The 24,869-nt window shown below is 42.8% G+C and carries 23 protein-coding genes and 3 tRNA genes; 20 read left to right on the top strand and 6 right to left on the bottom strand.

What is annotated here, in order from left to right; all coding sequences use genetic code 11:
• Positions 1 to 33: 33 nt before the first annotated feature.
• Positions 34 to 930, bottom strand: a complete 897-nt coding sequence (asd, locus tag PSF67_RS15025; RefSeq protein ID WP_102139905.1) for an archaetidylserine decarboxylase — start codon at positions 928 to 930, stop codon at positions 34 to 36.
• A gap of 157 nt (positions 931 to 1,087) precedes the next feature.
• The gene (gene rsgA / locus PSF67_RS15020; RefSeq protein WP_195697875.1) at positions 1,088 to 2,140 is read right to left on the bottom strand and encodes a small ribosomal subunit biogenesis GTPase RsgA; all 1,053 of its coding nucleotides are present in this window, start codon (positions 2,138 to 2,140) and stop codon (positions 1,088 to 1,090) included.
• Between the two features lie 109 nt (positions 2,141 to 2,249).
• Between rsgA and orn the strand changes: the two genes are divergently transcribed.
• The 4 genes from orn to PSF67_RS15000 all read left to right on the top strand — a co-directional run bounded on the left by orn (position 2,250) and on the right by PSF67_RS15000 (position 3,390).
• Entirely contained in the window at positions 2,250 to 2,795 is a 546-nt protein-coding gene (gene orn, locus PSF67_RS15015) for an oligoribonuclease (protein ID WP_102139907.1), read from the top strand.
• A 264-nt stretch (positions 2,796 to 3,059) separates the two neighbouring features.
• Positions 3,060 to 3,135 (top strand) — tRNA-Gly (locus PSF67_RS15010).
• Positions 3,136 to 3,175: 40 nt separating this feature from the next.
• A tRNA-Gly gene (locus tag PSF67_RS15005) sits at positions 3,176 to 3,251 on the top strand.
• A gap of 63 nt (positions 3,252 to 3,314) precedes the next feature.
• Positions 3,315 to 3,390 (top strand) — tRNA-Gly (locus tag PSF67_RS15000).
• Between the two features lie 691 nt (positions 3,391 to 4,081).
• Here the strand turns inward: PSF67_RS15000 and queG are convergent.
• On the bottom strand, positions 4,082 to 5,263 hold the full coding sequence (queG, locus tag PSF67_RS14995) for a tRNA epoxyqueuosine(34) reductase QueG (protein ID WP_166263970.1): 1,182 nt from the start codon (positions 5,261 to 5,263) through the stop codon (positions 4,082 to 4,084).
• Positions 5,264 to 5,550: 287 nt separating this feature from the next.
• On the opposite strand from queG, the gene tsaE reads away from it, so the two are divergent.
• The 9 genes from tsaE (at position 5,551) to PSF67_RS14950 (ending at position 15,911) form a co-directional block, all read left to right on the top strand.
• Positions 5,551 to 6,015 carry a tRNA (adenosine(37)-N6)-threonylcarbamoyltransferase complex ATPase subunit type 1 TsaE gene (tsaE, locus tag PSF67_RS14990; RefSeq protein WP_272677231.1) on the top strand — a complete coding sequence of 155 codons (465 nt, stop codon included), beginning with the start codon at positions 5,551 to 5,553 and terminating at the stop codon, positions 6,013 to 6,015.
• Positions 6,016 to 6,029: 14 nt separating this feature from the next.
• Entirely contained in the window at positions 6,030 to 7,316 is a 1,287-nt protein-coding gene (amiB, locus tag PSF67_RS14985; protein WP_102138250.1) for an N-acetylmuramoyl-L-alanine amidase AmiB, read from the top strand.
• 9 nt (positions 7,317 to 7,325) lie between these two features.
• The gene (gene mutL, locus PSF67_RS14980) at positions 7,326 to 9,314 is read left to right on the top strand and encodes a DNA mismatch repair endonuclease MutL (RefSeq protein ID WP_206276168.1); all 1,989 of its coding nucleotides are present in this window, start codon (positions 7,326 to 7,328) and stop codon (positions 9,312 to 9,314) included.
• The gene (gene miaA / locus PSF67_RS14975) at positions 9,307 to 10,248 is read left to right on the top strand and encodes a tRNA (adenosine(37)-N6)-dimethylallyltransferase MiaA (protein ID WP_102138248.1); all 942 of its coding nucleotides are present in this window, start codon (positions 9,307 to 9,309) and stop codon (positions 10,246 to 10,248) included. The genes mutL and miaA overlap by 8 nt, the downstream gene beginning before the upstream one ends.
• Before the next feature lie 107 nt (positions 10,249 to 10,355).
• Positions 10,356 to 10,649 carry an RNA chaperone Hfq gene (gene hfq / locus PSF67_RS14970; RefSeq protein ID WP_102138247.1) on the top strand — a complete coding sequence of 98 codons (294 nt, stop codon included), beginning with the start codon at positions 10,356 to 10,358 and terminating at the stop codon, positions 10,647 to 10,649.
• 92 nt (positions 10,650 to 10,741) lie between these two features.
• Positions 10,742 to 12,022 carry a ribosome rescue GTPase HflX gene (gene hflX / locus PSF67_RS14965; protein WP_004906004.1) on the top strand — a complete coding sequence of 427 codons (1,281 nt, stop codon included), beginning with the start codon at positions 10,742 to 10,744 and terminating at the stop codon, positions 12,020 to 12,022.
• A gap of 100 nt (positions 12,023 to 12,122) precedes the next feature.
• Positions 12,123 to 13,328 (top strand): FtsH protease activity modulator HflK, encoded by a 1,206-nt coding sequence (gene hflK, locus PSF67_RS14960; RefSeq protein ID WP_272677230.1) that lies wholly within the window; start codon positions 12,123 to 12,125, stop codon positions 13,326 to 13,328.
• Positions 13,329 to 13,330: 2 nt separating this feature from the next.
• Positions 13,331 to 14,332 carry a protease modulator HflC gene (gene hflC, locus PSF67_RS14955; RefSeq protein WP_102138245.1) on the top strand — a complete coding sequence of 334 codons (1,002 nt, stop codon included), beginning with the start codon at positions 13,331 to 13,333 and terminating at the stop codon, positions 14,330 to 14,332.
• A 280-nt stretch (positions 14,333 to 14,612) separates the two neighbouring features.
• Positions 14,613 to 15,911 carry an adenylosuccinate synthase gene (locus PSF67_RS14950; RefSeq protein ID WP_102138244.1) on the top strand — a complete coding sequence of 433 codons (1,299 nt, stop codon included), beginning with the start codon at positions 14,613 to 14,615 and terminating at the stop codon, positions 15,909 to 15,911.
• A 102-nt stretch (positions 15,912 to 16,013) separates the two neighbouring features.
• Here PSF67_RS14950 and PSF67_RS14945 read toward each other — a convergent pair whose 3' ends face one another.
• Positions 16,014 to 17,216 (bottom strand): mechanosensitive ion channel family protein, encoded by a 1,203-nt coding sequence (locus tag PSF67_RS14945; RefSeq protein ID WP_102138243.1) that lies wholly within the window; start codon positions 17,214 to 17,216, stop codon positions 16,014 to 16,016.
• Between the two features lie 501 nt (positions 17,217 to 17,717).
• Between PSF67_RS14945 and nsrR the strand changes: the two genes are divergently transcribed.
• The 7 genes from nsrR to rplI all read left to right on the top strand — a co-directional run bounded on the left by nsrR (position 17,718) and on the right by rplI (position 23,079).
• On the top strand, positions 17,718 to 18,140 hold the full coding sequence (nsrR, locus tag PSF67_RS14940; protein ID WP_125890703.1) for a nitric oxide-sensing transcriptional repressor NsrR: 423 nt from the start codon (positions 17,718 to 17,720) through the stop codon (positions 18,138 to 18,140).
• A gap of 42 nt (positions 18,141 to 18,182) precedes the next feature.
• A complete protein-coding gene (gene rnr / locus PSF67_RS14935) occupies positions 18,183 to 20,645 on the top strand; it encodes a ribonuclease R (RefSeq protein WP_102138241.1) in 2,463 nt (820 codons plus the stop codon).
• An 88-nt stretch (positions 20,646 to 20,733) separates the two neighbouring features.
• Positions 20,734 to 21,483 carry a 23S rRNA (guanosine(2251)-2'-O)-methyltransferase RlmB gene (gene rlmB, locus PSF67_RS14930; RefSeq protein ID WP_102138240.1) on the top strand — a complete coding sequence of 250 codons (750 nt, stop codon included), beginning with the start codon at positions 20,734 to 20,736 and terminating at the stop codon, positions 21,481 to 21,483.
• A 154-nt stretch (positions 21,484 to 21,637) separates the two neighbouring features.
• A complete protein-coding gene (gene rpsF / locus PSF67_RS14925) occupies positions 21,638 to 22,033 on the top strand; it encodes a 30S ribosomal protein S6 (RefSeq protein ID WP_004905988.1) in 396 nt (131 codons plus the stop codon).
• A gap of 8 nt (positions 22,034 to 22,041) precedes the next feature.
• Positions 22,042 to 22,359, top strand: a complete 318-nt coding sequence (gene priB / locus PSF67_RS14920; RefSeq protein WP_102138239.1) for a primosomal replication protein N — start codon at positions 22,042 to 22,044, stop codon at positions 22,357 to 22,359.
• 4 nt (positions 22,360 to 22,363) lie between these two features.
• Complete coding sequence (gene rpsR / locus PSF67_RS14915) at positions 22,364 to 22,591, top strand: 30S ribosomal protein S18 (RefSeq protein ID WP_000135199.1); 228 nt, start codon at positions 22,364 to 22,366, stop codon at positions 22,589 to 22,591.
• A gap of 38 nt (positions 22,592 to 22,629) precedes the next feature.
• On the top strand, positions 22,630 to 23,079 hold the full coding sequence (gene rplI / locus PSF67_RS14910) for a 50S ribosomal protein L9 (protein WP_102138238.1): 450 nt from the start codon (positions 22,630 to 22,632) through the stop codon (positions 23,077 to 23,079).
• A gap of 90 nt (positions 23,080 to 23,169) precedes the next feature.
• Here the strand turns inward: rplI and PSF67_RS14905 are convergent, their stop codons facing one another.
• Positions 23,170 to 23,919 (bottom strand): CDP-diacylglycerol diphosphatase, encoded by a 750-nt coding sequence (locus tag PSF67_RS14905; protein WP_272677229.1) that lies wholly within the window; start codon positions 23,917 to 23,919, stop codon positions 23,170 to 23,172.
• A gap of 132 nt (positions 23,920 to 24,051) precedes the next feature.
• A complete protein-coding gene (locus tag PSF67_RS14900; protein WP_181489932.1) occupies positions 24,052 to 24,654 on the bottom strand; it encodes a LysM-like peptidoglycan-binding domain-containing protein in 603 nt (200 codons plus the stop codon).
• Between the last annotated feature and the right edge of the window lie 215 nt (positions 24,655 to 24,869).

Here is a 24,869-nt window from a genome sequence, read left to right as displayed (position 1 = left end):
AGTGAGGAGCTCCTTCAAGGGATAATAATTTAATTAAGCGTCAACGGACTCTTCTGCCACTGTACTTGTAACAGTTTCAGCGAGTAATTCACCCATCCGAGTTGCATAACCAGGGATCAGTGATGAATTAAAGGTTACTTTATTCGGTTCAAATAAATTAATCACCGTTGAGCCCAGTTTAAACAGCCCCATTTCCTCACCTTTTTTCAAGAAAACAGCACCTTCAGAATCTAGCTCAGGGTAAACCCAACGCTTGATGACACCTTCACGCGTGGCGTTAACGCAACCGCTCCAAACCGTCTCGATACTACCAACGATGGTTGCACCTACAAGGATTTGTACCATTAGGCCAACAGGGGTGTCAAAGACACAAATCAAACGTTCATTTCGTGCAAACAGGTTGGGAACATTTTGTGCCGTTAATGGATTTACAGAGAATAAATCACCTGGCACATAAATCATCTCTTTGAGTAAGCCATCACATGGCATGTGTACACGGTGATAGTCACTAGGTGAGAGATAAGTGGTAATAAAGTCACCACCACGAAAACGTTCTGCTAATTGGTATTGGCCAGCAAGTAATGCTTCAACGGTGTAATTATGGCCTTTAGCTTGGAAGATAAGATCATCATTAATCGGGCCTAATTGGCTCACGGCACCGTCAGCAGGTTGAGCAAGTTGGTGCTCTTTTTCGACAATCGGGCGAGCGCCTTCTTTTAGCAGGCGGATAAAGAAATCATTAAAAGTGGCATAAGCCGTAAGCTCGCTTTTTTGTGCTTCGTTCATGTTCACTTTATAGACTTTTGCGAACAGTTTAATTGCCCATTGCGTCATGAAACCCGCATTGCGACTTGCGAACCAGCCTGCAAATTCAGTAAGACATTGTTTTGGAAGCATATATTGCAAGCGAATTTTGATTTTATCTAGCACGTTAACCTCTGATTTTTAAAGGTATGTTAGCAAAAGGGCGGCTATTGTACACAGTTTACTCGTCATATTTCAAACGGTCGCGTAACTGACTAACCGTGATTAAATTATTTAGAGCTGGTTTAACGTTCGTGAGTTATTTTGTAAGTACTCACTAACATTATTTCTCTTTTGCCGTAAAATTGCCGCGAGGTTTGATTTGTTCCATGCTTTCTAAAATGCGATGGTAGTTTTCAAAACGTGATTCAGCAATTTTATTTGCTTCTACGGCTTCACGTAACAGGCAACCTGGGTCATCCAAATGTTTACAGTCACGGAATTTACAGCCACCAAGGTAATCTTTAAATTCGACAAATCCTTTGGTCACTTGTTCCGTGGTTAAATGCCACAAACCAAACTCACGCACACCAGGGGAGTCAATCACATCGCCACCCAATGGGAAATGGTATAAGCGGGCTGTTGTTGTTGTGTGTTGCCCCAGCCCTGAGTTGTCTGAAACGTCATTGACTAAAATGGCTTCTTCATTGTGTGGAAGCAATGCGTTTAATAAACTGGATTTACCCACACCAGACTGCCCAACAAACACTGACACTTTACCTGCTAGCGCGTTAGTAAGTGCTTCCATGCCTTCATTGGTATGGCTTGAAACTTCGAGAACTTGATAACCAATATCACTATAAATCGTCATCAAATCGCTTACCCACTCGCGGTTTTCGTCGTCGAGTAAGTCGACTTTATTAAGAACGATAACAGGCTTAATCCCCGTGGTTTCACAGGCAACCAAATAACGGTCAATAATATTCAGCGAAAGCTCAGGTAAAATAGCGGAAACCACGACAATTTGGTCAATATTAGCGGCAATCGGTTTCAAGCCATCATAATAATCGGGACGAGTCAGAACAGAGTGGCGTTCATGAACCGCTTCAACAATGCCATTTACTTTGATATCGCTTTGTGTGTTCAGGGCAGGCCGCCACACCACGTTATCCCCTGTAACGAGGGAAGAAATGGTTCTGCGTAAGTTACAGCGCTGGATAGTCCCGTCACTTGCTTGAATATCAGCATGTTGCCCAAAACGGCTGATGACTAAGCCTTCTTGTGCTTCACCTAATTGGCTATCATCAATCTCAACTGTTTTTTGTTTTTTGAGCCTTTTTTGATGATTTTCTTGAACTCGGCGCTGTTGGCCTTTCGAAAGTTTCTGTTTAGCCACCTGTCCTCTCTTTACTATGGGCGGTATTTTAGGGTTACTCACGCCTGTCACTGATGGCATGAAGAGTGCTATCATACCTTAACTTCATAGAATGCGGTTAGGGTATATCATGCAAAAGAATGAGAATAATTTAATTTGGATCGATTTAGAAATGACGGGGCTCGATCCTGTTCGTGATCGTATTATTGAAATAGCGACCATTGTAACAGATAGTCATCTTAATATTTTAGCAGAAGGCCCTGTAATTGCAGTACATCAAACGGATGAACAACTCGCTTTAATGGATGAGTGGAATGTAAACACTCATACCAACAGCGGCTTAGTTGAGCGTGTACGCAAAAGTACCGTAAGTGAGCGTGAAGCTGAGTTAGCCACTATTGAATTTTTAGAGCAATGGGTTCCACAGGGGGCATCACCCATTTGTGGGAATAGTGTTGGGCAAGATAGGCGTTTTTTGTTCAACTATATGCCTGAATTAGAAAACTATTTTCATTATCGCTATCTTGATGTTAGCACACTAAAAGAGCTCGCTCGTCGCTGGAAACCTGAAATTTTAGCGGGTTTTTCGAAGAAAAATACCCACCAAGCTCTTGATGACATTCGTGAATCAGTGGCTGAATTAGCTTATTACCGAGAAACATTTATTAAAGAATAAATGATTCGTTATGAAAGTCGCCATTGGCGACTTTCATTCGCGGTTTTTTCTCAATAAGTTAACAATGTTAACGTATTGAAATCAGCTTATTACAATGGCTGTCGATAAAATCACCATTGTGATTGTTTTGTCGGCAAACGGATAAAAAAATAAAAATTTTGAGCGCAAGGGCTTGCTAGTATCTGAATTTTTCGTATAATGCGCTCCCCGTACCGATGAAGTTTTTGTGATTGAGTCGGCACGTGAAACATCCAGAAATGTGATGCGGGAATAGCTCAGTTGGTAGAGCACGACCTTGCCAAGGTCGGGGTCGCGAGTTCGAGTCTCGTTTCCCGCTCCAAATTTTCTTGATGTTTTAACTAAAGCACTATTTTCGTGATGCGGGAATAGCTCAGTTGGTAGAGCACGACCTTGCCAAGGTCGGGGTCGCGAGTTCGAGTCTCGTTTCCCGCTCCAAACATTCTTAGTGTTTTAGTTAAATGCCTTAGTATTCTGACTAGGCAGTAGTACCCACCAAATGCGGGAATAGCTCAGTTGGTAGAGCACGACCTTGCCAAGGTCGGGGTCGCGAGTTCGAGTCTCGTTTCCCGCTCCAATATTTTTAGTTTCTCTTAATCTTCCTTTTTTACTAAATCTCATATAGCAGCTTTTAATTTTATTTTATTAAGTGAATTCACTTAGTGAATATAAATTGTACTTGTTTACTATTTTCATCTTTTTTTACCTTGAATGCTAGGATCAGTGCGGGCTTCGCGATCTTTTTTGGATCATATCCAGATTTGTGCTTGCATTCATTTTCAGGGCACCATAGAATAGCCACCCCTTAGCAATAGGGTGTTTTACTTCCATCTCTAAGATGAAAGCACGAAGTTTAAATAATAAACAAAAATATGATTTTTATTTACTTCGATTAGTTTTTCATTTTAACCTTGCATTTTGGTCACTTTTATATTGCGAGTTAATATAAAATCAGTACCTTTCTTGTTAATATGCTATTAGAAAGTTATCCACAGCTGGCTTAATCAGCCCAGTTTTCATCGCGATTTGAAATAACTTATTACACAGAGTTATCCACAGGGTAATTAACAAATTTCTGTTGTGCTAATTAATTCTAGCGTTTAAGTTGCATTATTGTAACTTGTTGATTTTTTTTAGTTTGTGGGTTATTTTGTCAAAATGAGGCTAGCACAGCTTGCAAATTCTTTACCTATTGTCAGCTAAGCATTTTTTATTTTATTCACATTGATTTGACAATTCTTGATTTCAGATATATGGCAGGCTTTTTTCTAGGCGTCTCTCGGTAAACCTTTGTTAATAACTCGTACAAGGCGTTTTTGTTGCGAAGTTTGAATTGTAACTTGGTTTGTATTGCGTTGGTTAAGCTGTTGTTGTATAGACCATTGGAAGTGTTCATCCAACATAGCGTTAATTCCAAGCCGGTTTTGTAATGCGACAACAATGCTATCTTGGTAAGGTGCGTTGCCTAGCGCCACACTGATATTTCGCAACCACTTGATATAGCCAATGCGGCGGATCGCAGAGCCTTCGGTAACTTTCAAAAAGGTTTTTTCGTCCCATGAGAACAAGTCAAGCAGCTCTGGTGTATGCAACTCCTTTCTTGGGCTGAAATCGTCTTCATCAGTGAGCTGGGAAAAACGGTTCCACGGGCAAATGAGCTGGCAGTCATCACAACCGTAAATCCGATTTCCCATTAGCGGGCGAAATTCTTCAGGGATAGCGCTATCCAGCTCGATGGTGAGATAAGAAATACAGCGCCTTGCATCGACAGTGTAAGGTTCGACAATTGCACCTGTTGGGCAAGTTGTCATACAGGCAACACAGCGGCCACAATCTTCTTCGATAGGTTTATCGACAGGAACGGGTAAATTAATCAATAATTCCCCAAGGAAAAACCAAGATCCTGCTTCACGATTTAAGACCAATGAATGTTTTCCTGTCCATCCTAAACCTGCTTTTACCGCAAGAGGACGCTCTAAGATTGGAGCGGAATCGACAAAAGGTCGAAAATTGAGATCATCGATGGTGGTACCATCGGGCAGTATCATCCCATTAAATTCACGACAATAGTCTAAAATACGATCTGAAAGTTGTTTTAGGCGTTTTTTTAACAGCTTGTGATAGTCTCGTCCTAGCGCATAACGGCTGATATAACCTAATTCAGGGTTATTTAGTGTGCTGGCAAATGCGGCTTTGGCTGGCAAGTAATTCATGCGCACGCTAATGACACGCAACGTGCCCGGGTGCAGTTCGTGTGGTCTGGCTCGCATCATCCCATGGCGACTCATCCATTCCATTTCGCCATGAAATTGTTTATCTAGCCACGCTTGTAATTTCGGCTCTTCCGCGGAAAGGTCAGTATCGCAGATCCCGACTTGCTGGAAACCTGCGTCAACGCCCCATTGTTTAATATTTTGAGCGAGAAGATCGAGATCGAGGTATCTTGCCATCAGATCCTATATTGATAAAGGGTAAAACGGCAGGCACTTTATCATGGCCAGCGTTGTTCATCAAAACGGATGAAAAATGCCTTCAGTATTGAGAGCAATTATAGGATATTTCTGAACTCATCATTCAAGTAATGTTAATTAAGAAAAAAGCCCCATCTTAGGTTAAGATAAACGGCAATATTGATGTTTGTTGATATCTCTTTATGCATTTTGAACAGCGATATAAACTATGCATTTAAAGGATAAACAGGCGACACTGCCTATTAATGACATAATAAAAGAACAATATGAAAGAACGTACAATACAACTTGCCAACGAAGCGCAAACTGTTGCGTTAGGTAATGCTATCGCTAAGGCTTGCCATCAAGGCACAATTATTCACTTATATGGTGATCTCGGAGCAGGGAAAACCACCTTTAGCCGAGGTTTCTTACAAGCGCTGGGCCATCAAGGTCACGTAAAAAGTCCAACTTACACCTTGGTTGAACCCTATGAATTAGCAGATCGTCAAGTTTTTCACTTTGATCTCTATCGGCTAGCCGATCCTGAAGAACTTGAATTTATGGGAATTCGTGACTATTTTTCTGGAAATTCGATCTGTTTGGTCGAATGGCCGCAACAAGGTAAAGGTTTTTTACCTGAAGCGGATCTTGAGCTCCATCTGACCTATCAAGGCGAAGGGCGTCAGGCTCGCTTTGTTGCTTTTTCTGCCAATGGGGAGTCGTTGTTAGAAGCATTACCCCTACTCTAAGGAAGCTATTGCTCATGTTGAATGCATCAATGCACAGAATAACAAAAAAGGGTTTTTTTACTGTTTTCGTCTTGTTTATGGTATCAGTCATGTGGCTGTTTGCTGCAAAAGCACAAGCGGCAACATTATCGAATATTCAAGTTAATAATAGCCCATCACAAGCAGAAGTGGTGCTAAGCTTTATTGATGGAAAGCCCGATTACGCCTATTTTCCATTGCATTCACCTGAGCGCCTTGTTGTTGATATCAAACAGCGAGGTGAGATTATGGGGTTACCCCTTAAAGTTCCTGCAGGGGACCTTGTGAAATTAGTACGAACAAGCCAACCTTCTGATAACCAACACAAGCGCTTAGTTTTAGAGCTATCTCGAGCGGCGAAAACGAAAGCGGTGCTTAAACAGGTTTCAGGTGAATATCAGTTGGTGTTAACAATATCGACTGGAAATTCATCCGGTTCTACCTCTTTTAATCGAACTAATAATACGGTTAAACCAGCAGCAAATAGCACTCAAGATAAACCGTTGAAGATGAGTGAGCCTGCGCCTGTTGCTACACCAACACCGACTAAATATAAGAGTATGCCAAAAGGCAGTAAGCAGGTCGTGATTGCCATTGATGCGGGTCACGGTGGTAAAGACCCTGGTGCGATAGGTAAGAATGGCTATAAAGAAAAAGATGTGACTCTCAGTGTCGCACGTAAGTTATACCAACGCCTTGAAGCCGATCCGATGTTTAAGCCCGCGATGACACGTGACGGAGACTACTTTATTTCCGTTAGTGGTCGTTCTGATGTGGCACGTAAGAAAGGGGCTAATATGTTGGTGTCTATTCACGCTGACTCGGCCCCGAATAGCAGCGCACGGGGTGCATCAGTGTGGGTATTGTCTAATCGACGTGCAAATAGTGAGCTGGGTAGTTGGCTTGAACAACGTGAAAAACAATCAGAATTATTAGGCGGGGCGGGTGATGTTCTCAGTGGTGCGGACCCTTATTTGAGCCAAGCCGTTTTAGATTTGCAATTCGGTCACTCTCAACGTGTTGGGTATGATGTTGCGGTTAAAGTGATCGAACAGCTGCGAAAAGTCGGTAATATTCACAAAAAAACACCTGAGCATGCAAGCTTAGGTGTATTGCGTTCCCCTGATATCCCATCGATTTTAGTGGAAACTGGGTTTATTAGTAATACCGCAGAAGAGCAGTTGCTAAAATCGAATGAATTCCAAGATAAAGTCGCAGAAGCAATTCATTTAGGATTACGTCAATATTTCTTGGCAAATCCAATACAAGCAGCGCCACAATAAGGGGGAGACATGGCAATTCATATTCTCTCCCCACAACTAGCCAACCAAATCGCGGCAGGTGAAGTGGTCGAAAGGCCTGCGTCAGTGGTTAAAGAGCTCGTAGAGAACAGTCTTGATGCCGGGGCAACTCGTATTGATATCGACATTGAACGTGGTGGAGAAAAACTGATCCGTATTCGGGATAATGGCTGTGGCATCGGTAAAGATGAACTTGTTCTGGCTTTAGCTCGCCATGCGACCAGTAAAATTGCCACATTGGATGACCTTGAAGCCATTATGAGTATGGGGTTTCGCGGTGAAGCACTCGCGAGTATTAGCTCCGTTTCACGTTTAACGTTGACATCAAAACCAGCAGAGCAAAGCGAAGCGTGGCAGTCATACGCAGAAGGGCGCGAGATGGAGGTGATGGTTAAACCAGCCGCTCATCCTAATGGCACAACGGTTGAGGTATTAGATTTATTCTATAATACGCCAGCTCGCCGTAAATTTATGCGCACAGAAAAAACCGAATTCGGCCACATTGATGAAATTGTTCGTCGAATTGCGCTGTCTCGCCCTGATGTCGCTATCAATCTGACTCATAATGGCAAATTGGTGAAACAATACCGTGCTGCTCATGATGAGGCGCAGCAAGAGAGACGACTCGGTACGATTTGTGGGACAGGCTTCATGCAAGGCGCTTTAGCGTTGTCTTGGGAACATAGCGATCTTGCAATCAAAGGGTGGGTCGTTTCTCCATCAATGACTTCGGGCAGCGAAACACAATATTGCTATGTTAATGGCCGCATGATGCGTGACCGCCTGATTAATCATGCGATCCGTCAAGCTTATGAAGGGCATTTAGACGAAAACCAGCAGCCAGCTTATGTCTTGTATCTAACCATTGACCCAAAACAAGTTGATGTTAACGTACACCCTGCAAAACATGAGGTTCGTTTTCACCAAGCACGTCTGGTACATGATTTTATTTATCAAGCGGTACGAACGGTATTATTAGAAGCTGCATCTATCGATGAGCTCCCGGGTATCGAGCCGGTGAATACAGAACTGGAAAATCGGTCTTCTGCGGGGGAAAACTATTTTTCTTCTCCTCCTAGCGTGGCCCCTAAGCAATTTAAGACAGAAAACCATACGCGAATCGAAAATACCGTTCAAGAGTCTAAAACACCTGATAGACAGGCTAGCCACTTAAAGGCAAGTTACTTAAAGGATAGTGCGGTAAATCACGCCTTTTCTTCACCGAAATCAACGTCAGGTTTTTCAGAAAATGCGCAAGCAAAAACATTTGGTTCAACTTATGACAAAAAAGCCGGTGAACTGTATCAGAGCCTAATGTCTATTCCTGTTGCGCCTGAAGATAAAAAACCGCTTTTTCCTGAACGTAAACCGATAAACTCACCGCAAATATCGTCACAACCTGTAGCAAAAAATGCGGATAACTACCTTTTTGGCAAAGTATTGACAATTTACGCAAAAAACTTTGCATTAATTGAGTCTTCGTTAGGGCTAATCCTGTTATCCTTAACGGAAGCTAACTATTTATTGAAATTGTCACAATTGTCACCGGATGGTGGAGCATTGAAGCCCCAACCATTATTAATACCTCTAAAAGTGTCACTTAAAAATGAGGAAATAGAGGTTTTACAGCGGTACAAGGAACAATTGACAATATTTGGTATCGAAGCCACGATATTACATGGAAAAGTAACAATTCATACGGTATCGTTACCATTAAGAACACAAAATTTATCACAACTTTTTTCTGAGCTACTCGATTTTTTATCGGGAAAAGAAAGCGTCACTGACGAAGAGATTGCACAATGGCTTGCTAAAGCAGTTTCACAGGTTAAAACAGAAGAAAGTTGGAGTTTAGCACAGGCTATTCAGTTGTTGGCAGATGTTGAGCGGGTATGCCCGCAGTGGGTGAAAAACCCTCCACCAACATTATTACAATTAATTAATTTACAATCCGTGGTAGCTACACTAACAAATGAGTGATTTAGCAACTCAGAAAAAACCTGACGCAATATTCCTAATGGGTCCAACTGCCTCAGGTAAAACCGCTTTGGCGATAGAACTTCGCAAGCATTTGCCTGTGGAAATTATTAGTGTCGATTCGGCACTAATTTACCGAGAGATGAATATCGGCACAGCAAAACCAACAGCAGAAGAACTCAGCCAAGCTCCCCATCGTCTGATTGATATTCTCGATCCGTCTCTACCATACAGTGCTGCCGATTTTCGCCGTGACGCATTAAAAGCCATGGCCGAAATTACCTCGCAAGGTAAAATTCCATTATTAGTTGGCGGCACAATGTTGTATTTTAAAGCCTTGTTAGAAGGACTTTCACCACTTCCTTCAGCTGACCCAACAGTGCGTGCTGAAATTGAACACATTGCTAAAGAACAAGGGTGGGGGGAAATTCATCGCCGTCTTACTGAGGTTGACCCAGTTGCTGCGGCAAGGATCCACCCTAATGATCCACAAAGATTATCCCGTGCTTTAGAGGTATATCTCATTTCGGGACAAACTTTGACTGAAATGACACAAACAGCTGGGGAAGAATTGCCTTATAATGTGTTTCAGTTTGCTATTGCGCCACAAGATCGTAAAATTTTACATGAGCGCATAGAACAACGTTTTCATCTGATGATAGAGGCGGGCTTTGAAGAAGAAGTTCGCAAATTGCATCAACGAAATGATTTACATGTCGATCTCCCTTCAATTCGTTGTGTGGGGTATCGGCAAATGTGGTCATATTTAGATGGTGAAATTAGCCATGATGATATGATTTATCGGGGAATTTGTGCAACTCGCCAATTGGCAAAACGTCAAATTACCTGGTTAAGAAGCTGGGAAAATGTTCATTGGTTAGATAGTGAACAACCTCAGCAAGCGCTTAGCACCGTTATGCAGGTTATGCGTGCATAGGACTGATGTTTGTGTACAATTAGAACGTTAAGCGCAATTTTTGAGTAGTTACTTTTTGGAATCTAAAAGATTCTCTTTTAAAAACAACAAAATAAGGAAAACATAGAATGGCTAAGGGGCAATCTTTGCAAGATCCGTTCCTGAACGCATTACGTCGTGAAAGGGTTCCGGTCTCTATTTATCTCGTTAATGGCATCAAATTGCAGGGGCAAATTGAGTCTTTTGACCAATTTGTTATTTTATTAAAAAACACAGTTAGCCAGATGGTTTATAAGCATGCTATCTCGACTGTTGTCCCTGCTCGCCCTGTTTCTCATCATAGCGGTACTACTGGTAGCACAGGTAATGGTAATTACCAGTCAGGTAACCCAGCAGCGCAAGATGGCGAAGTAACTGAGTAAGTTTGTACGCTAAAAGACAAGGAAAGCATGGGTAGGGAGACTGTACCTGTGTTTTTCCTTTGCAATTATTGTTTAGCCTAAGAGGTTACACCTTGTTTGATAGGTATGAAGGCGGTGAACTAGCTGTATTGGTCCATGTCTTTTTTTCTCAAGAGAAAGACGTTGATAATCTAGCGGAATTTGAGTCACTTGTGACATCTGCTGGCGTGAAACCAGTACAAATAGTCACGGGCAGTCGTAAAGCTCCTCATCCAAAGTTTTTTGTTGGGGAAGGTAAAGCAGAAGAAATTGCCCAAGCTGTTGAGGAAAGTGGTGCAGATGTGGTGTTGTTTAATCATACTCTAAGCCCTGCTCAAGAACGTAATCTCGAAAGGATTTGCCAATGTAAGGTGGTTGACCGTACAGGGGTGATTTTAGATATTTTTGCTCAACGCGCACGTACACACGAAGGTAAGCTCCAAGTTGAATTAGCTCAGTTAAGGCATTTATCGACTCGCTTAGTGAGGGGATGGACGCACTTAGAGCGACAAAAAGGCGGGATTGGCTTACGAGGTCCCGGTGAAACTCAACTTGAAACCGACCGCCGGCTATTAAGAGATAAAATTAAACAAATCTTATCTCGTCTTAGTCGGGTGGAAAAACAGCGTGAACAAGGGCGTCAAGCGAGAAGTAAGGCCGATATCCCGACTATTTCGCTTGTCGGTTATACCAATGCTGGTAAGTCAAGCTTGTTTAACCGCATGACGGCCGCTGATGTTTATGCTGCTGACCAGTTATTTGCAACGCTTGACCCAACACTTCGTCGTATTGATGTCGAAGATGTGGGTGTTGTAGTGCTTGCAGATACTGTGGGTTTTATCCGCCATTTACCTCATGATTTGGTTGCCGCTTTTAAAGCAACCCTGCAAGAAACACGCGAAGCAACGTTATTGCTACACGTTATCGATGCAGCTGATAATCGCTTGGATGAGAATATTCATGCAGTTGAAAGCGTGTTAGAAGAGATCGAAGCGGATGAAATACCAACACTTTTAGTGATGAACAAAGTCGATATGCTGGAGGATTTTGTCCCGCGTATTGACAGAGATGAGGATAACAAGCCGGTTCGTGTCTGGGTTTCAGCGCAAACGGGTGATGGTATCCCATTGTTGCTACAGGCATTGACGGAACGTCTTTCAGGTGAAATCGCACATGTTGAATTGCGTTTACCACCGAATGAAGGCCGTTTACGTAGCCGTTTCTATCAACTTCAGTCAATCGAACGTGAATGGCAGGAAGAAGACGGCTCAATTGGCCTTGAGGTGCGTATGCCAATGGTGGATTGGCGGCGTCTGTGCAAACAAGAGCAGCAATTACCTGACTACGTTATTTAGTTGCTTTGGTCGTTAATAATATAGTTAGGCAATGGAATTGATATTAAGAGCCCTATCGCTCTTAGCCCTGAAAATCAATCATAAAGAATGGAGCTAAAACATGGCGTGGAATCAGCCCGGTAATGACGGACAAGACCGCGATCCGTGGGGAAGCGGCAATAAAGGCGGCAACTCTGGCGGGAACAAAGGTGGTCGAAAACGTGGGGCTTATGATCTCGACGATCTCTTTCGTAAACTAGGCAGCAAGCTTGGTGCAAATAAAGGCGGCGGTGGTGATGGCGATAATAAACAGCCATCACAAATCAGCGGTCGTTTAGGTATGTTAGCTCTTGCTGCTATCGTTGTTGTATGGGCAGGTTCAGGCTTCTACACCATCAAAGAAAGTGACCGTGGCGTAGTATTACGTTTTGGTGAATACAGTGGTGTTGTTGGGCCAGGTTTGAACTGGAAACCAACCTTCATTGATAGGGTTGTTCCTGTCAACGTGGAAACTGTTCGTGAGCAAGCGACAAATGGCATGATGTTAACGTCCGATGAAAACGTGATCCGCGTTGAAATGAACGTTCAGTATCGTGTTACTGACCCTGCACAATATTTATTTAGTGTCACAAACCCAGACAATAGTCTGCGTCAGGCGCTAGATAGCGCTGTGCGTGGTGTAATTGGTCAATCTGCTATGGAGCAAGTATTGACTACGAATCGTGCTTTTATCCGTGATGTTACACAGAAAGAGCTCGAAGCAACAATTGCACCATACAAAATGGGGATCACACTGCTTGACGTCAACTTCCAAGCAGCGCGTCCACCTGAAGATGTTAAAGCAGCGTTTGATGACGTAATCTCAGCAAGGGAAGAAGAACAAAAAACTATTCGTGAAGCGCACGCTTATCGAAATGAAGTTCTTCCACTGGCAAAAGGTAACGCACAACGCTTGATTGAAGAAGCCGAAGCCTATAAAGCGAGTGTGGTCTTCAAAGCAGAGGGTGAGGTCGCAAGCTTTGCGAAAATGTTACCTGAATATCGTGCTGCACCAGAGATCACCCGTGAGCGTCTGTATATCGACACGATGGAACGTGTGTTAAGTAATACACGTAAAGTGATTGCGAATGATAAGAGCAACAGCATGTTAGTGCTGCCGCTTGACCAAATCATGCGCGGTACAAATTCAGATGCAGCTTCAACGTCAAAAGCTAATCCGTCAGCAAGAATGGCGACGCCAAGCAACAATTCGTCATCATCTGCTGCAACACCAGCGCAGCCAAACAACGCTGTTCGTGGTGATGCTGTTAGAGTAGGGAGACAATAATCATGCGTAAATCGCTAATTGTTATCGTTATTGCCATCTTGGCAGTTGCATACGCATCTATCTTTATTGTTCCTCAAACTGACCGCGGTATCGTATTGCGTTTCGGTAAGGTTCTACGTGATTCTGAAAATAAACCGATCATTTATGAGCCAGGCCTGCATTTCAAAGTTCCATTTATTGAAACTGTGAAAATGTTAGATGCACGTATTCAGACTCTTGAAATTCAAGCTGACCGTTATCTGACAAGCGAAAACAAAGACTTAATGGTGGACTCCTACCTGAAATGGCGCGTTACTGATTTCAGTCGCTACTATGTAGCAACTGGCGGTGGTAACCCATTCCAAGCGGAAACCCTGTTAAAACGTAAATTTAGTGACCGTTTACGTTCTGAGTTTGGTCGTTTAAGCGTTAAAGACATCATCACCGACTCACGTGGCCGTTTAACTGTTGATGTGCGTGATGCCTTGAACAAAGGTACTGCAATTGACGACGCAACCAAAGAAGCGGATGCAGCGATTGCGGATGCGGCAAAACGTGTTGAAGAAGAAACGAACCTGAAGCCACTGGTTGTGAATGCAAACAGTATGGCAGCGTTAGGTATCGAGGTTGTCGACGTACGTATTAAACGTATCGAACTGCCAAACGAAGTTTCTGAAGCTATCTATGCGCGTATGCGTGCAGAGCGTGAAGCAGTCGCGCGTCAGCATCGTTCGCAAGGCCAAGAAGAAGCAACTAAGATCCGTGCTGTGGCTGATAAAACAGTAACAGAAACGTTGGCTGAAGCAGAGCGTACCGCACTGACTTACCGAGGTGAAGGTGATGCGATGGCAACGAAACTGTTTGCTGATGCATTCAACCAAGATCCCGAGTTCTATGCGTTCATTCGTAGCTTGCGTGCCTATGAGCAAAGCTTCAAGAGTGGTGAAGACGTGATGGTATTAAGCCCAGACACTGATTTCTTCCGCTTTATGAAGGCACCAACTAAGCTTCGCGCGACAGATTAATAACAAGCTAAGTTGCGTGCAACCTAGCAAAATAACTGTTAATCTATTAAAGAAAAGCCCGCTTCGGTGGGCTTTTTTTCGCCTGTCGTTTTAAGTATAGGATTTTTCAGGGAAAATTTGAACTGCTCAACTGATGGCATTCATTTTGAGTTTACGGCAGAAATAAAAAATACCATTTTACTTGCTTTCCAGAAAAAAATTTTTGTATTGCCAAAATATCACTGGAACAGTTCATTTTTGATGGTAGAATTCATTTTTAAGCAACCGAGTGTATTTCAAAATGGGTAAGAACGTTGTCGTACTGGGCACCCAATGGGGTGACGAAGGGAAGGGCAAGATCGTTGACTTGCTGACAGAGCGTGCTAAATACGTAGTTCGCTATCAGGGCGGCCATAATGCTGGCCATACTCTTGTTGTAAACGGTGAAAAAACCGTTCTCCACTTAATTCCATCCGGTATTCTTCGTGAAAATGTCATCAGTATTATTGCTAATGGCGTCGTTTTATCGCCTGACGCATTAATGAAAGAGATGAAAGAATTGGAAGACCGCGGTGTTCCTGTTCGGGAACGTTTACGTCTTTCTGAAGCATGCCCACTGATCCTGCCTTATCATATCGCATTAGATAATGCGCGTGAAAAAGCACGTGGTTCCAAAGCGATTGGAACAACAGGTCGTGGTATTGGTCCTGCTTATGAAGATAAAGTTGCTCGTCGTGGTTTGCGTGTTGGTGATTTATTCGATAAAGCAACGTTCGCAGAAAAATTAAAAGAAATCGTTGAATACCATAACTTCCAACTTGTTCATTACTATAAAGAACCTGCTGTAGATTACCAAAAAACGTTAGATGATATCATGGCTGTGGCTGATATCCTGACTGGCATGGTAATTGATGTTTCTGATCTGCTCTATAAAGCAAATCAGAAGAATGAATTCGTGATGTTTGAAGGCGCACAAGGGACATTATTAGATATCGACCACGGTACGTATCCTTATGTAACCTCTTCAAATACGACAGCTGGCGGCGTGGCAACTGGTTCTGGCTTAGGTCCTCGCTATGTTAACTACGTATTGGGTATCATTAAAGCTTACTCAACTCGTGTTGGTGCGGGCCCATTTCCTACTGAGCTGTTTGACGAAGTGGGTGAATTCCTGCGTGAAAAAGGCCAAGAATTTGGTGCAACTACGGGTCGTAAACGCCGTACTGGTTGGTTAGACATCGTTGCGATTAATCGCGCAGTGCAAATCAACTCACTGTCGGGCTTCTGTATGACTAAACTGGATGTTTTAGACGGTTTAGAAGAAGTTAAAATTTGCGTAGGCTACCGTCGTCCAGATGGCAAAGTGCTTGAAACAACACCTTTAGCTGCAGATGAGTGGGATGGTTTAGAGCCAGTTTATGAATCAATGCCAGGTTGGAAAGAAACGACTTTTGGTGTGAAACAAAGAGAATTACTGCCACAGGCAGCTCTGGATTACATCAAACGCGTTGAAGAACTAACGGGTATTCCAGTTGATATTATTTCAACGGGCCCAGATCGTTCAGAAACTATGGTTCTACGTGACCCGTTTGACGCATAGTCTAATGGCTGATTAGGTACTGGCTTGCTCATAGCATGTATTAGCAAGTACTTTTAATTAGATGAAAAAAACACCGACTTGTTCGGTGTTTTTTGTTATCTACTACTGATATTTTAAATTAGCGAGATCACTCCCAGCTGGGTGTTGATAAATACGTAGCTTAAAGTAGTTAGCAGATGCATTAACATACTCAAAAATTTCGGATTGAACCTCTTCATAATCAACCCAAGTGGTTGAGCGTGTAAAACAATAGATTTCAACAGGCAAACCATTTGGTGTTGGCGGCATTGTTCGTATGACCAAATACATATCTGTTCTGACATCGCCGCGCAGCTTTATCCAATTTAGAATGTATTTTCTAAATAGCTGTAGGTTAGTGACGCCATTATTTATCATCCATTCATTTACATCCCCAATTTCACCTCGTGCTTCTAACATACTTTCTATGCTTTGGCGCAAGGGAGGGGTATTTTTTAATTCGTTGAAGAGATCTTCTGTTGCAAAGGAAATTGACGATTGATCAATATAAAAGCTACGTTTGATGCGACGGCCTCCAGAGGAAAACATGGGCTGCCAGTTGGTATATTTTTCAGTTAAAAAATCTTTGGTAGGAATGCGTGAAATGGTGTTATCCCAGTTTCGAACGGTAATAGTATGTAGCGCGATATCGATAACTTCGCCACTGATATTACTACTTGGTAGCTCAATCCAATCATACAGTTTTAACACCTTTCCGTTTGATACTAATATATTGGCCACAAACGATAATAGTGTGTGCTGAAATACAAACATTAATACCGCAGCGATAGCACCGAAGCTGGAAATAATAATAATCGGGGACTGTTCGGTCATCAACGCAATGATCAAGATAAAGGAAATTATCCAAACAATAATTTTCGCTATTTCGATATAGCCTTTTATCGAATTATTACGATGTAATATTTTTTTTGACTGACGGATAATAAACACATCTAAGCCATCGTTAACTAATGCGGCAACATTAATAATAATCAGCGCCCAGCAGATAGTTTTAAATGTAATGTTTACTTCATCAGAAAGGGAAGGCAGCATCTGGTTAATATAAAGTACAAGCGTTACCGCGACGATCGATGCAATTTTCCGAGCGATACCATCAATTAACTCATCGTCACTTAAATTAGTGAATAATGGTAATAACCTTCTCGCAACCCGTAAAAAAATGACTTTTCCGACAAACCATGTTAATAGCAATATGACGACTAAAAAAGAGGCCATTAAGAAAGTGTTTTCTGATATATCATTATATATTTCAATGATTTGTTCCATATTCTCCTAAGTCACCTCTTTATGATACTGGCTCTTTATTGTATAGCGAATCAAATAAAAAGATTTGATGTTAAAAGTGATAAGTCAGTGGTGATTTCTCTGTAAACCCTTTTAAACAGTATAGATAAAGTGGAGTAAGCTCAAGAAACACGAGTCGCCAAAAAATATGTGCTATTATGTGTTCGATTGTTCTTTGATGTTATTTGTTGTAAATGTATAGCAGAAAGATTGAGCAATAAATACCCTATAAAGGTAACAGGTCATCCAGTTATTCCATGATAAAACTGTTTTTTCTTTGTAGAGTAGATAAGCTAAACGCTAATAAAATGCTATCTTGCGATGTCAAACGGAGGCGAAATTAGTCTCAGTAAATTTCATTATCTTGTACCTAAATATTGGCCTAAGACAAAAAGATAGAAAGTAATTTGTCTATAATTTGAGATTAATAAGACATACATGACGAGATAGCTATTGGCTTAGCCAAAAAATTTTGAGGTGATTGTGCAGCTAACAAGTTTTACAGACTATGGATTACGTGCGTTGATCTATTTGGCATCTCTCCCTGAAGGGAAAATGACCAGTATCACAGAAGTCACTGAAGTTTATGGTGTCTCTCGTAACCATATGGTTAAAATTATTAATCAGCTCAGTCACTTAGGTTATATTAAAGCCACTCGAGGCAAAAATGGCGGGATCACACTTGGCCAACCAGCAGAATCTATTCGTATAGGGGATGTCGTTAGATCACTAGAACCCCTGACCCTTGTTAATTGTAGTGGTGAATTTTGCCACATTACACCTGCGTGTCGTTTAAAAGGTGTGCTACACCAAGCAATACAGCAGTTTTTACAAGAACTTGATCAATACACGCTGGCGGACATGGTGAAAGACAACAGCCCGCTCTATCAACTACTGCTTGATTAGCATTCGCGGTAGTTATGAATTCTGATGACAACGGAGGTAACGATGTCACAAGATCCTTTTCAGGAAAGAGAAGCAGAAAAATACGAGTCCCCAATTCCAAGTCGAGAATATATTCTTGACCTTATCTCGAAGCGTACTGCACCAGCCAATCGCGAAGAAATCGCACAATTATTGAATTTATCGACAGAAGATGAATTAGAGGCGTTGCGTCGTCGGTTAAGAGCCATGGAACGTGATGGTCAATTGGTTTTCACTCGTCGTAAGTGCTATGCATTACCGGAGCGTTTAGACTTATTAAAAGGAAAAGTCATTGGTCACCGTGATGGCTACGGCTTCCTGCGCGTTGATGGTAAAAAAGAAGATTACTATTTATCTCAAGACGAAATGAAACGCGCCCTGCATGGCGACGTTATTCTTGCGCAACCTTACGGACAAGATCGTAAGGGACGCACAGAGGTTCGGGTTGTTCGTGTGTTAGAACCACGTAATAACCAAATTGTTGGCCGTTATTTTATCGAATCGGGTATGGGCTTTGTCGTACCGGATGATAGCCGTTTAAGTTTTGATATTTTGATACCGAAAGATCGTGTTCTTGGCGCTCGCATGGGTAATGTGGTGGTGGTTGAATTAGTCACTCGTCCACAACGTCGCTCGCAAGCGGTGGGGAATATCATTGAAGTATTAGGTGAAACCATGGGAACAGGTATGGCGGTAGAAATCGCTTTACGTACTCATGAAATTCCACACTCATGGCCACCACAAGTTGAAAAACAAGTCGCTGACCTGAGTGAACACGTCCCTGAGTCTGCGAAAAAAGGGCGCGTGGATTTACGCGACTTACCGTTAGTCACCATTGACGGTGAAGATGCTCGCGACTTTGATGATGCAGTATACTGTGCACCGAAAAAAGGCGGGGGTTGGCGCTTATGGGTGGCAATTGCGGATGTAAGCTATTATGTTCGCCAGCAAACGGCTCTGGATACAGAAGCCCGTAGCCGTGGTAACTCGGTATATTTCCCATCTCAAGTCGTTCCTATGCTACCGGAAGTCCTATCGAATGGCCTGTGCTCACTTAACCCAGGTGTTGACCGCCTGTGTATGGTGTGTGAAATGACGGTGTCAGCATCCGGTAAGCTTTCTTCGTACAAGTTCTATGAAGCGGTTATGAGCTCTCATGCAAGGTTAACCTATACAAAAGTATGGAAAATCTTGGAAGGGGATGAAGAACTGCGTGAGCACTATAAAGCGTTAGTGCCGCATATTGAGCACTTGCATCAACTATATAAAGCACTTGATGCAGCACGTATTGAGCGCGGTGCAATTTCCTTCGAATCTGAAGAAGCGAAATTCATTTTTAACGCAGAACGCCGTATTGAAAGTATCGAACCTGTAGAGCGAAATGATGCACATAAATTGATTGAAGAATGCATGATTTTAGCTAACATTGCAGCCGCTCGGTTTGTTGAGAAAAATGAAGAGCCTGCGTTGTACCGTGTGCATGACCGTCCTAAAGAAGAAAGCGTGATGAATTTACGCTCTGTTTTCAGCGAATTAGGGTTGACTCTGCCGGGCGGAATGAAGCCAGAACCAAAAGATTATGCGCAAGTCATGAATGAAGTGGCTGAACGCCCTGATCATGAATTACTGCAAACCATGATTTTACGTTCAATGAAACAAGCGATTTATGATCCTGAAAACCGCGGTCACTTTGGTTTAGGTTTGAAATCATATGCCCACTTTACATCGCCAATTCGTCGTTACCCTGACCTGACGTTACACCGTGGAATAAAATATTTGTTGGCTAAAGAGCATGGCCATTCAGATAAGCGCTGGACAGAAACCGGTGGTTGGCATTCAGACATGGACAGCATGTTACAGCTGGGTGAGCACTGTTCAATGACTGAACGCCGTGCTGATGAAGCGACGCGTGATGTGGCGGACTGGCTGAAATGTGATTTTATGCAAGACCAAGTTGGCCAAACCTTCACAGGTTTAATTACCAGTGTGACTGGTTTTGGCTTCTTTGTGCGCCTTAATGATTTATTTATTGATGGTTTAGTGCATATTTCAACGTTAGATAATGACTATTACCGTTACGATGCAGTTGGTCAGCGTTTAATTGGTGAATCATCAGGTACGACTTACCGCCTTGGTGATGAAGTTGAAATTCGCGTTGAAGCGGTGCATATGGATGAGCGCACCATTGATTTCGCATTAATTTCAACCACCCGTAAAGCGAAAAACCCAGGCAAAACCGCTCGGGACAAAATGAAGCAAGAAGTGAAAAATGCGGCACGTCCAGCTCGTCGAAAAGCGGATGCGAGCAAAGATAAAAACTTTGAGCCTGATTCTGCATTTCGTCGTTCCGAGAAAAAAGGAAAAAAAGCCGAGGCTAAACCAGAGGCGAAAGGAAAAGGCAAAAAGCCTTCCGATAAAACGCGAAAAATTACAGCAAAATTAAAAGCTAAACGTGTTGCAAAAAAATCCCAAAAACAAGAGGGATAATGTTTTTGCTGTAGTTATTAACCATAGTTATTAACCAAAGTGGCGTTAATACGCCACTTTACTATTTATATTAATAAATAAGAAATTTATGAGCGAAATGATTTATGGCATTCACGCAGTGAAAGCCTTACTTGAGCGTTCACCGCAACGCATTAAAGAAGTCTATATTTTGAAAGGTCGTGAAGATCGCCGCTTAATGCCGCTGGTGCACGAAATTGAAGCACTAGGGGTTGTCGTTCAAGTGGCGAACCGCCAATGGATGGATAGCCAGACCGAAGGCGCAGTTCACCAAGGTATTATTGCGAAAGTACTACCTGGTAAACAGTATCAAGAAGGCGACTTGCCTGATTTATTGGAAAGTACACCATCGCCATTTTTATTGGTATTGGACGGTGTGACAGACCCACATAACTTAGGTGCGTGCTTACGTAGTGCTGATGCGGCAGGTGTTCATGCTGTGATTGTTCCTAAAGATAAATCAGCTCAGCTCAATGCAACCGCGAAAAAAGTGGCTTGTGGCGCGGCAGAAAATGTTCCTCTTATTCGTGTGACGAATCTGGCAAGGACATTGCGTTTGCTGCAAGAATATAATGTATGGATTGTGGGAACGGCAGGTGAAGCTGACCATAACCTATATCAAAGCAAACTAACGGGCCCGATAGCGCTAGTGATGGGGGCTGAAGGCGAAGGCATGCGCCGTTTAACGCGTGAACACTGTGATGAGTTAATCAGTATTCCTATGGCAGGCTCGGTGTCATCATTAAATGTGTCAGTGGCGACAGGGGTTTGTTTATTTGAAGCGGTGCGTCAACGCTTACCCGTTTCTGCAGAAAAATAATATTTAGTATAAACGACATCCATCTCTTGAGTTTTATCTCAGGGATGGGTATAGTTACGCGTCAATTTTTTAGCCGCACTCAATAAGTTCCTTGCCTCCGCGGGCCGCGGTTAACCCAGACAGGAGGCTAATAATCCGTAAGGAGCAACTACTAATGCGTCATTACGAAATCGTTTTTATGGTCCATCCTGACCAAAGCGAACAGGTTCCGGGCATGATCGAGCGTTACAGTGCTGTTATCACTAACGCACAAGGTCAGATTCACCGTCTGGAAGACTGGGGCCGCCGTCAACTGGCTTACCCAATCAATAAACTGCACAAAGCACACTATGTTCTTCTGAACGTAGAAGCACCGCAGGAAGCGATTGATGAGCTGGAAACTAACTTCCGCTTCAACGATGCCGTTATCCGCAGCATGGTTATGCGCTTAAAACACGCAGTAACAGAAGCTTCTCCAATGGTCAAAGCTAAAGACGAACGTCGTGGCCGTGACATGTCTGATGAATATCAGGATGAAGAAGTAGAAGAAACTGGGGATTCTGAAGAGTAATTGCGCAGGTGACCACTAATCGTTTGGTGCTGACAGGCACAGTCTGTAAAGCATTGATTCGAAAAGTGAGTCCGTCAGGCATTCCTCACTGCCAGTTTGTTTTAGAACATCGTTCACAACAACAGGAAGCGGGGTTGTCAAGGCAAGCATGGTGCAGAATGCCCATTATCGCCAGCGGACAAACCTTACAAGCTCATACTCACAGTATAACGGTCGGCAGTTGGATTACAGTAAGCGGTTTCATTAGTACCCATCAAGGGCGCAATGGGATCAGCAAGATAGTCCTCCATGCCGAGCAGATTGATTTGATAGATTCTGGAGACTAGCCATATGGCACGTTATTTCCGTCGTCGCAAGTTCTGCCGTTTCACAGCGGAAGGCGTTCAAGAGATCGACTATAAAGATATCGCAACGCTGAAAAACTACATCACTGAAAGTGGTAAAATTGTACCAAGCCGTATCACTGGTACTCGTGCAAAATATCAGCGTCAGCTCGCTCGTGCTATCAAGCGCGCTCGCTACCTGTCTCTGTTACCATATACTGATCGTCATCAGTAATTGGTACAGTCCATTAACGACTAATAGAGGATAAGGTAATGCAAGTTATTCTGCTTGATAAAGTAGCTAACCTAGGTAGCCTGGGTGATCAGGTTAACGTTAAATCGGGCTATGCTCGTAACTTCTTAGTTCCACAGGGCAAAGCTGTTCCTGCGACTAAGAAAAACATTGAATTCTTCGAAGCACGCCGCGCTGAACTGGAAGCTAAATTAGCTGACGTTCTGGCAGCAGCACAGGCTCGTGCAGCAGCTGTTACTGCTCTGGGTTCTGTAACTTTAGCTTCTAAAGCTGGTGACGAAGGTAAACTGTTTGGTTCAATCGGTACTCGTGACATCGCTGACGCAATCACTGCGGCTGGCGTTCAAGTTGCGAAAAGCGAAGTTCGCCTGCCAAACGGCGTTCTGCGTACTACTGGTGACCACGAAGTTCACTTCCAGTTACACAGCGATGTTTTCGCAGAGCTGAACGTTATCATCGTTGCTGAGTAATCAATAATGATGGTATGCACCACTGAGCGATCCGTGGTGCAATAAAAAACACCGGCTAAGTCCGGTGTTTTTTGCTTTCTGGTATTTAGTTTATTGATTTGCCAAGCATTGGTAGTCGAGTAATTCCCCCGCTGAACCTAAATTCAAATCCCATATACTAAAACGGTTTGCGAGCAACACCTTTGAACCGTCTTTCAGCTGCACCATCGCTAGGCCATAATTGCCCATTTCATCATGATGTTTTACAACGTATTCATTGAGTTGATTAAATGCATTATCGAATTTGGCAGGGGCTTTTTGGAGTTTTTTGGCTAAATAGTGATGGCCGACAAGTTCAGTTGATAACTTAGCCCAGTCGGTTGTGATCTCCGATGAAACTTGATTAAGTTGTTGACTAACTTCAGGTTTCAAACATGCGATATGAATATGCAGTTGGTCTTGGGAGCGGCCATATTGGGAATTCACTGCAACAGCGAGCAAATCATCAGAAATTGAGATTTTCGCTTGTGACGACACACTTTCTCTTTCTTGCCAGGCGATAGCAAAATAGTCTGGTGTATTTCGCTCAAGTAACCGTGCGGATTCAATACCTGTGATTTTATCGGTAGGAATGACTAAGTTATGCAATGGCCCTTTTTTATCTTTGAACAGCACATACTGTTGATCATTATCGATTTTTAGACAAGATAGGGCAGATTGCTGCAATGGAATACACTGCTCATTTACAATGTTCCAAAGTGCATTTGAATTGAGTTTAATCCATAAAACATAACCAATAATAGCGGCAAGTAATAATAAAACAGTACCTAAAAAAGCGTTAACCCATTTTTTTATTAGCATAATAATTTTCAGTTACCTAGCATTGTAGTGAAAGACAATATTTGTTATTTATTGCTAGGTAAAAATCAATACATATAGCGATGTTCCAGACAAAATTTTAGGGTAGCTCTGACACAAGCTACCCTAAAAGTACTACGGAGTCCGATAGTAACTGCCATCACTTAATCGCGCGAAACTATACGTTTTCCCATCAGATGCAGTTGTTTCTAATAATTGAATTTCACCTTTTTTATTCGCTTTTAGACGAATTTTTTGCCCTTGGCGCAAATTACTCAGTGGTTTTTCGGCACCTTCAACGCGAGCCATAATAAAAGCGTCATTGGCTTGTAAGTTATTATCGCGGAACAGTTGTGCAAGCGTTTTCCCTTTTTGTACTTGGTAGCTTTGCCATTCATTAGCTGAAGGGCGGGGAGTTTTGGGCTCTGGCGTGTTCTCTGGTGAAGTCACCGTTGAAGGCGGCTCATTGGGCTCAGGCTCAATAGGCTCTGGGATAATTTCAGGCTCAGTAGGTAAAAGTGGGGAATTACCTTCAGGTGCCGGTACTGGCTCAGGTATTGGTGGTGTAATCGTAGGTTCAGGCATGACCTCAGGAGCTGGGGGTGGAGGAATGACAATAGGCTGGTTTTGGACAATATCGCTAGGGGACTTATCGCTAGCAGGCCAAAAGAAAGCGACCACAACAATTAGGGCGAGCAGTGCAATGCCATAGCGATGAAATTTTGAAAGTTTAAGCATCACTCCTCCTTGATGAGGCAATGAGTAAATTAGACTGTATTTATACGCATACTAGCACCCTTTTTAGACATTTTTAGCGTTTGACTGAATTTTTCAGAGAACACTGAATATATTTGTGGAGAATCAATCAGTTTTATTCTTTAGATCCATTGTTTGGGTTTACCCATAAGGATGGGGCTGCTATTCTTGGTTTTTCTCAAAATCATATGGGTGTT

The sequence above is a fragment of the Providencia sp. PROV076 genome (assembly GCF_028483405.1).
GTDB lineage: Bacteria > Pseudomonadota > Gammaproteobacteria > Enterobacterales > Enterobacteriaceae > Providencia > Providencia huaxiensis.
This window is presented reverse-complemented; position numbering and strand designations above follow the sequence as displayed.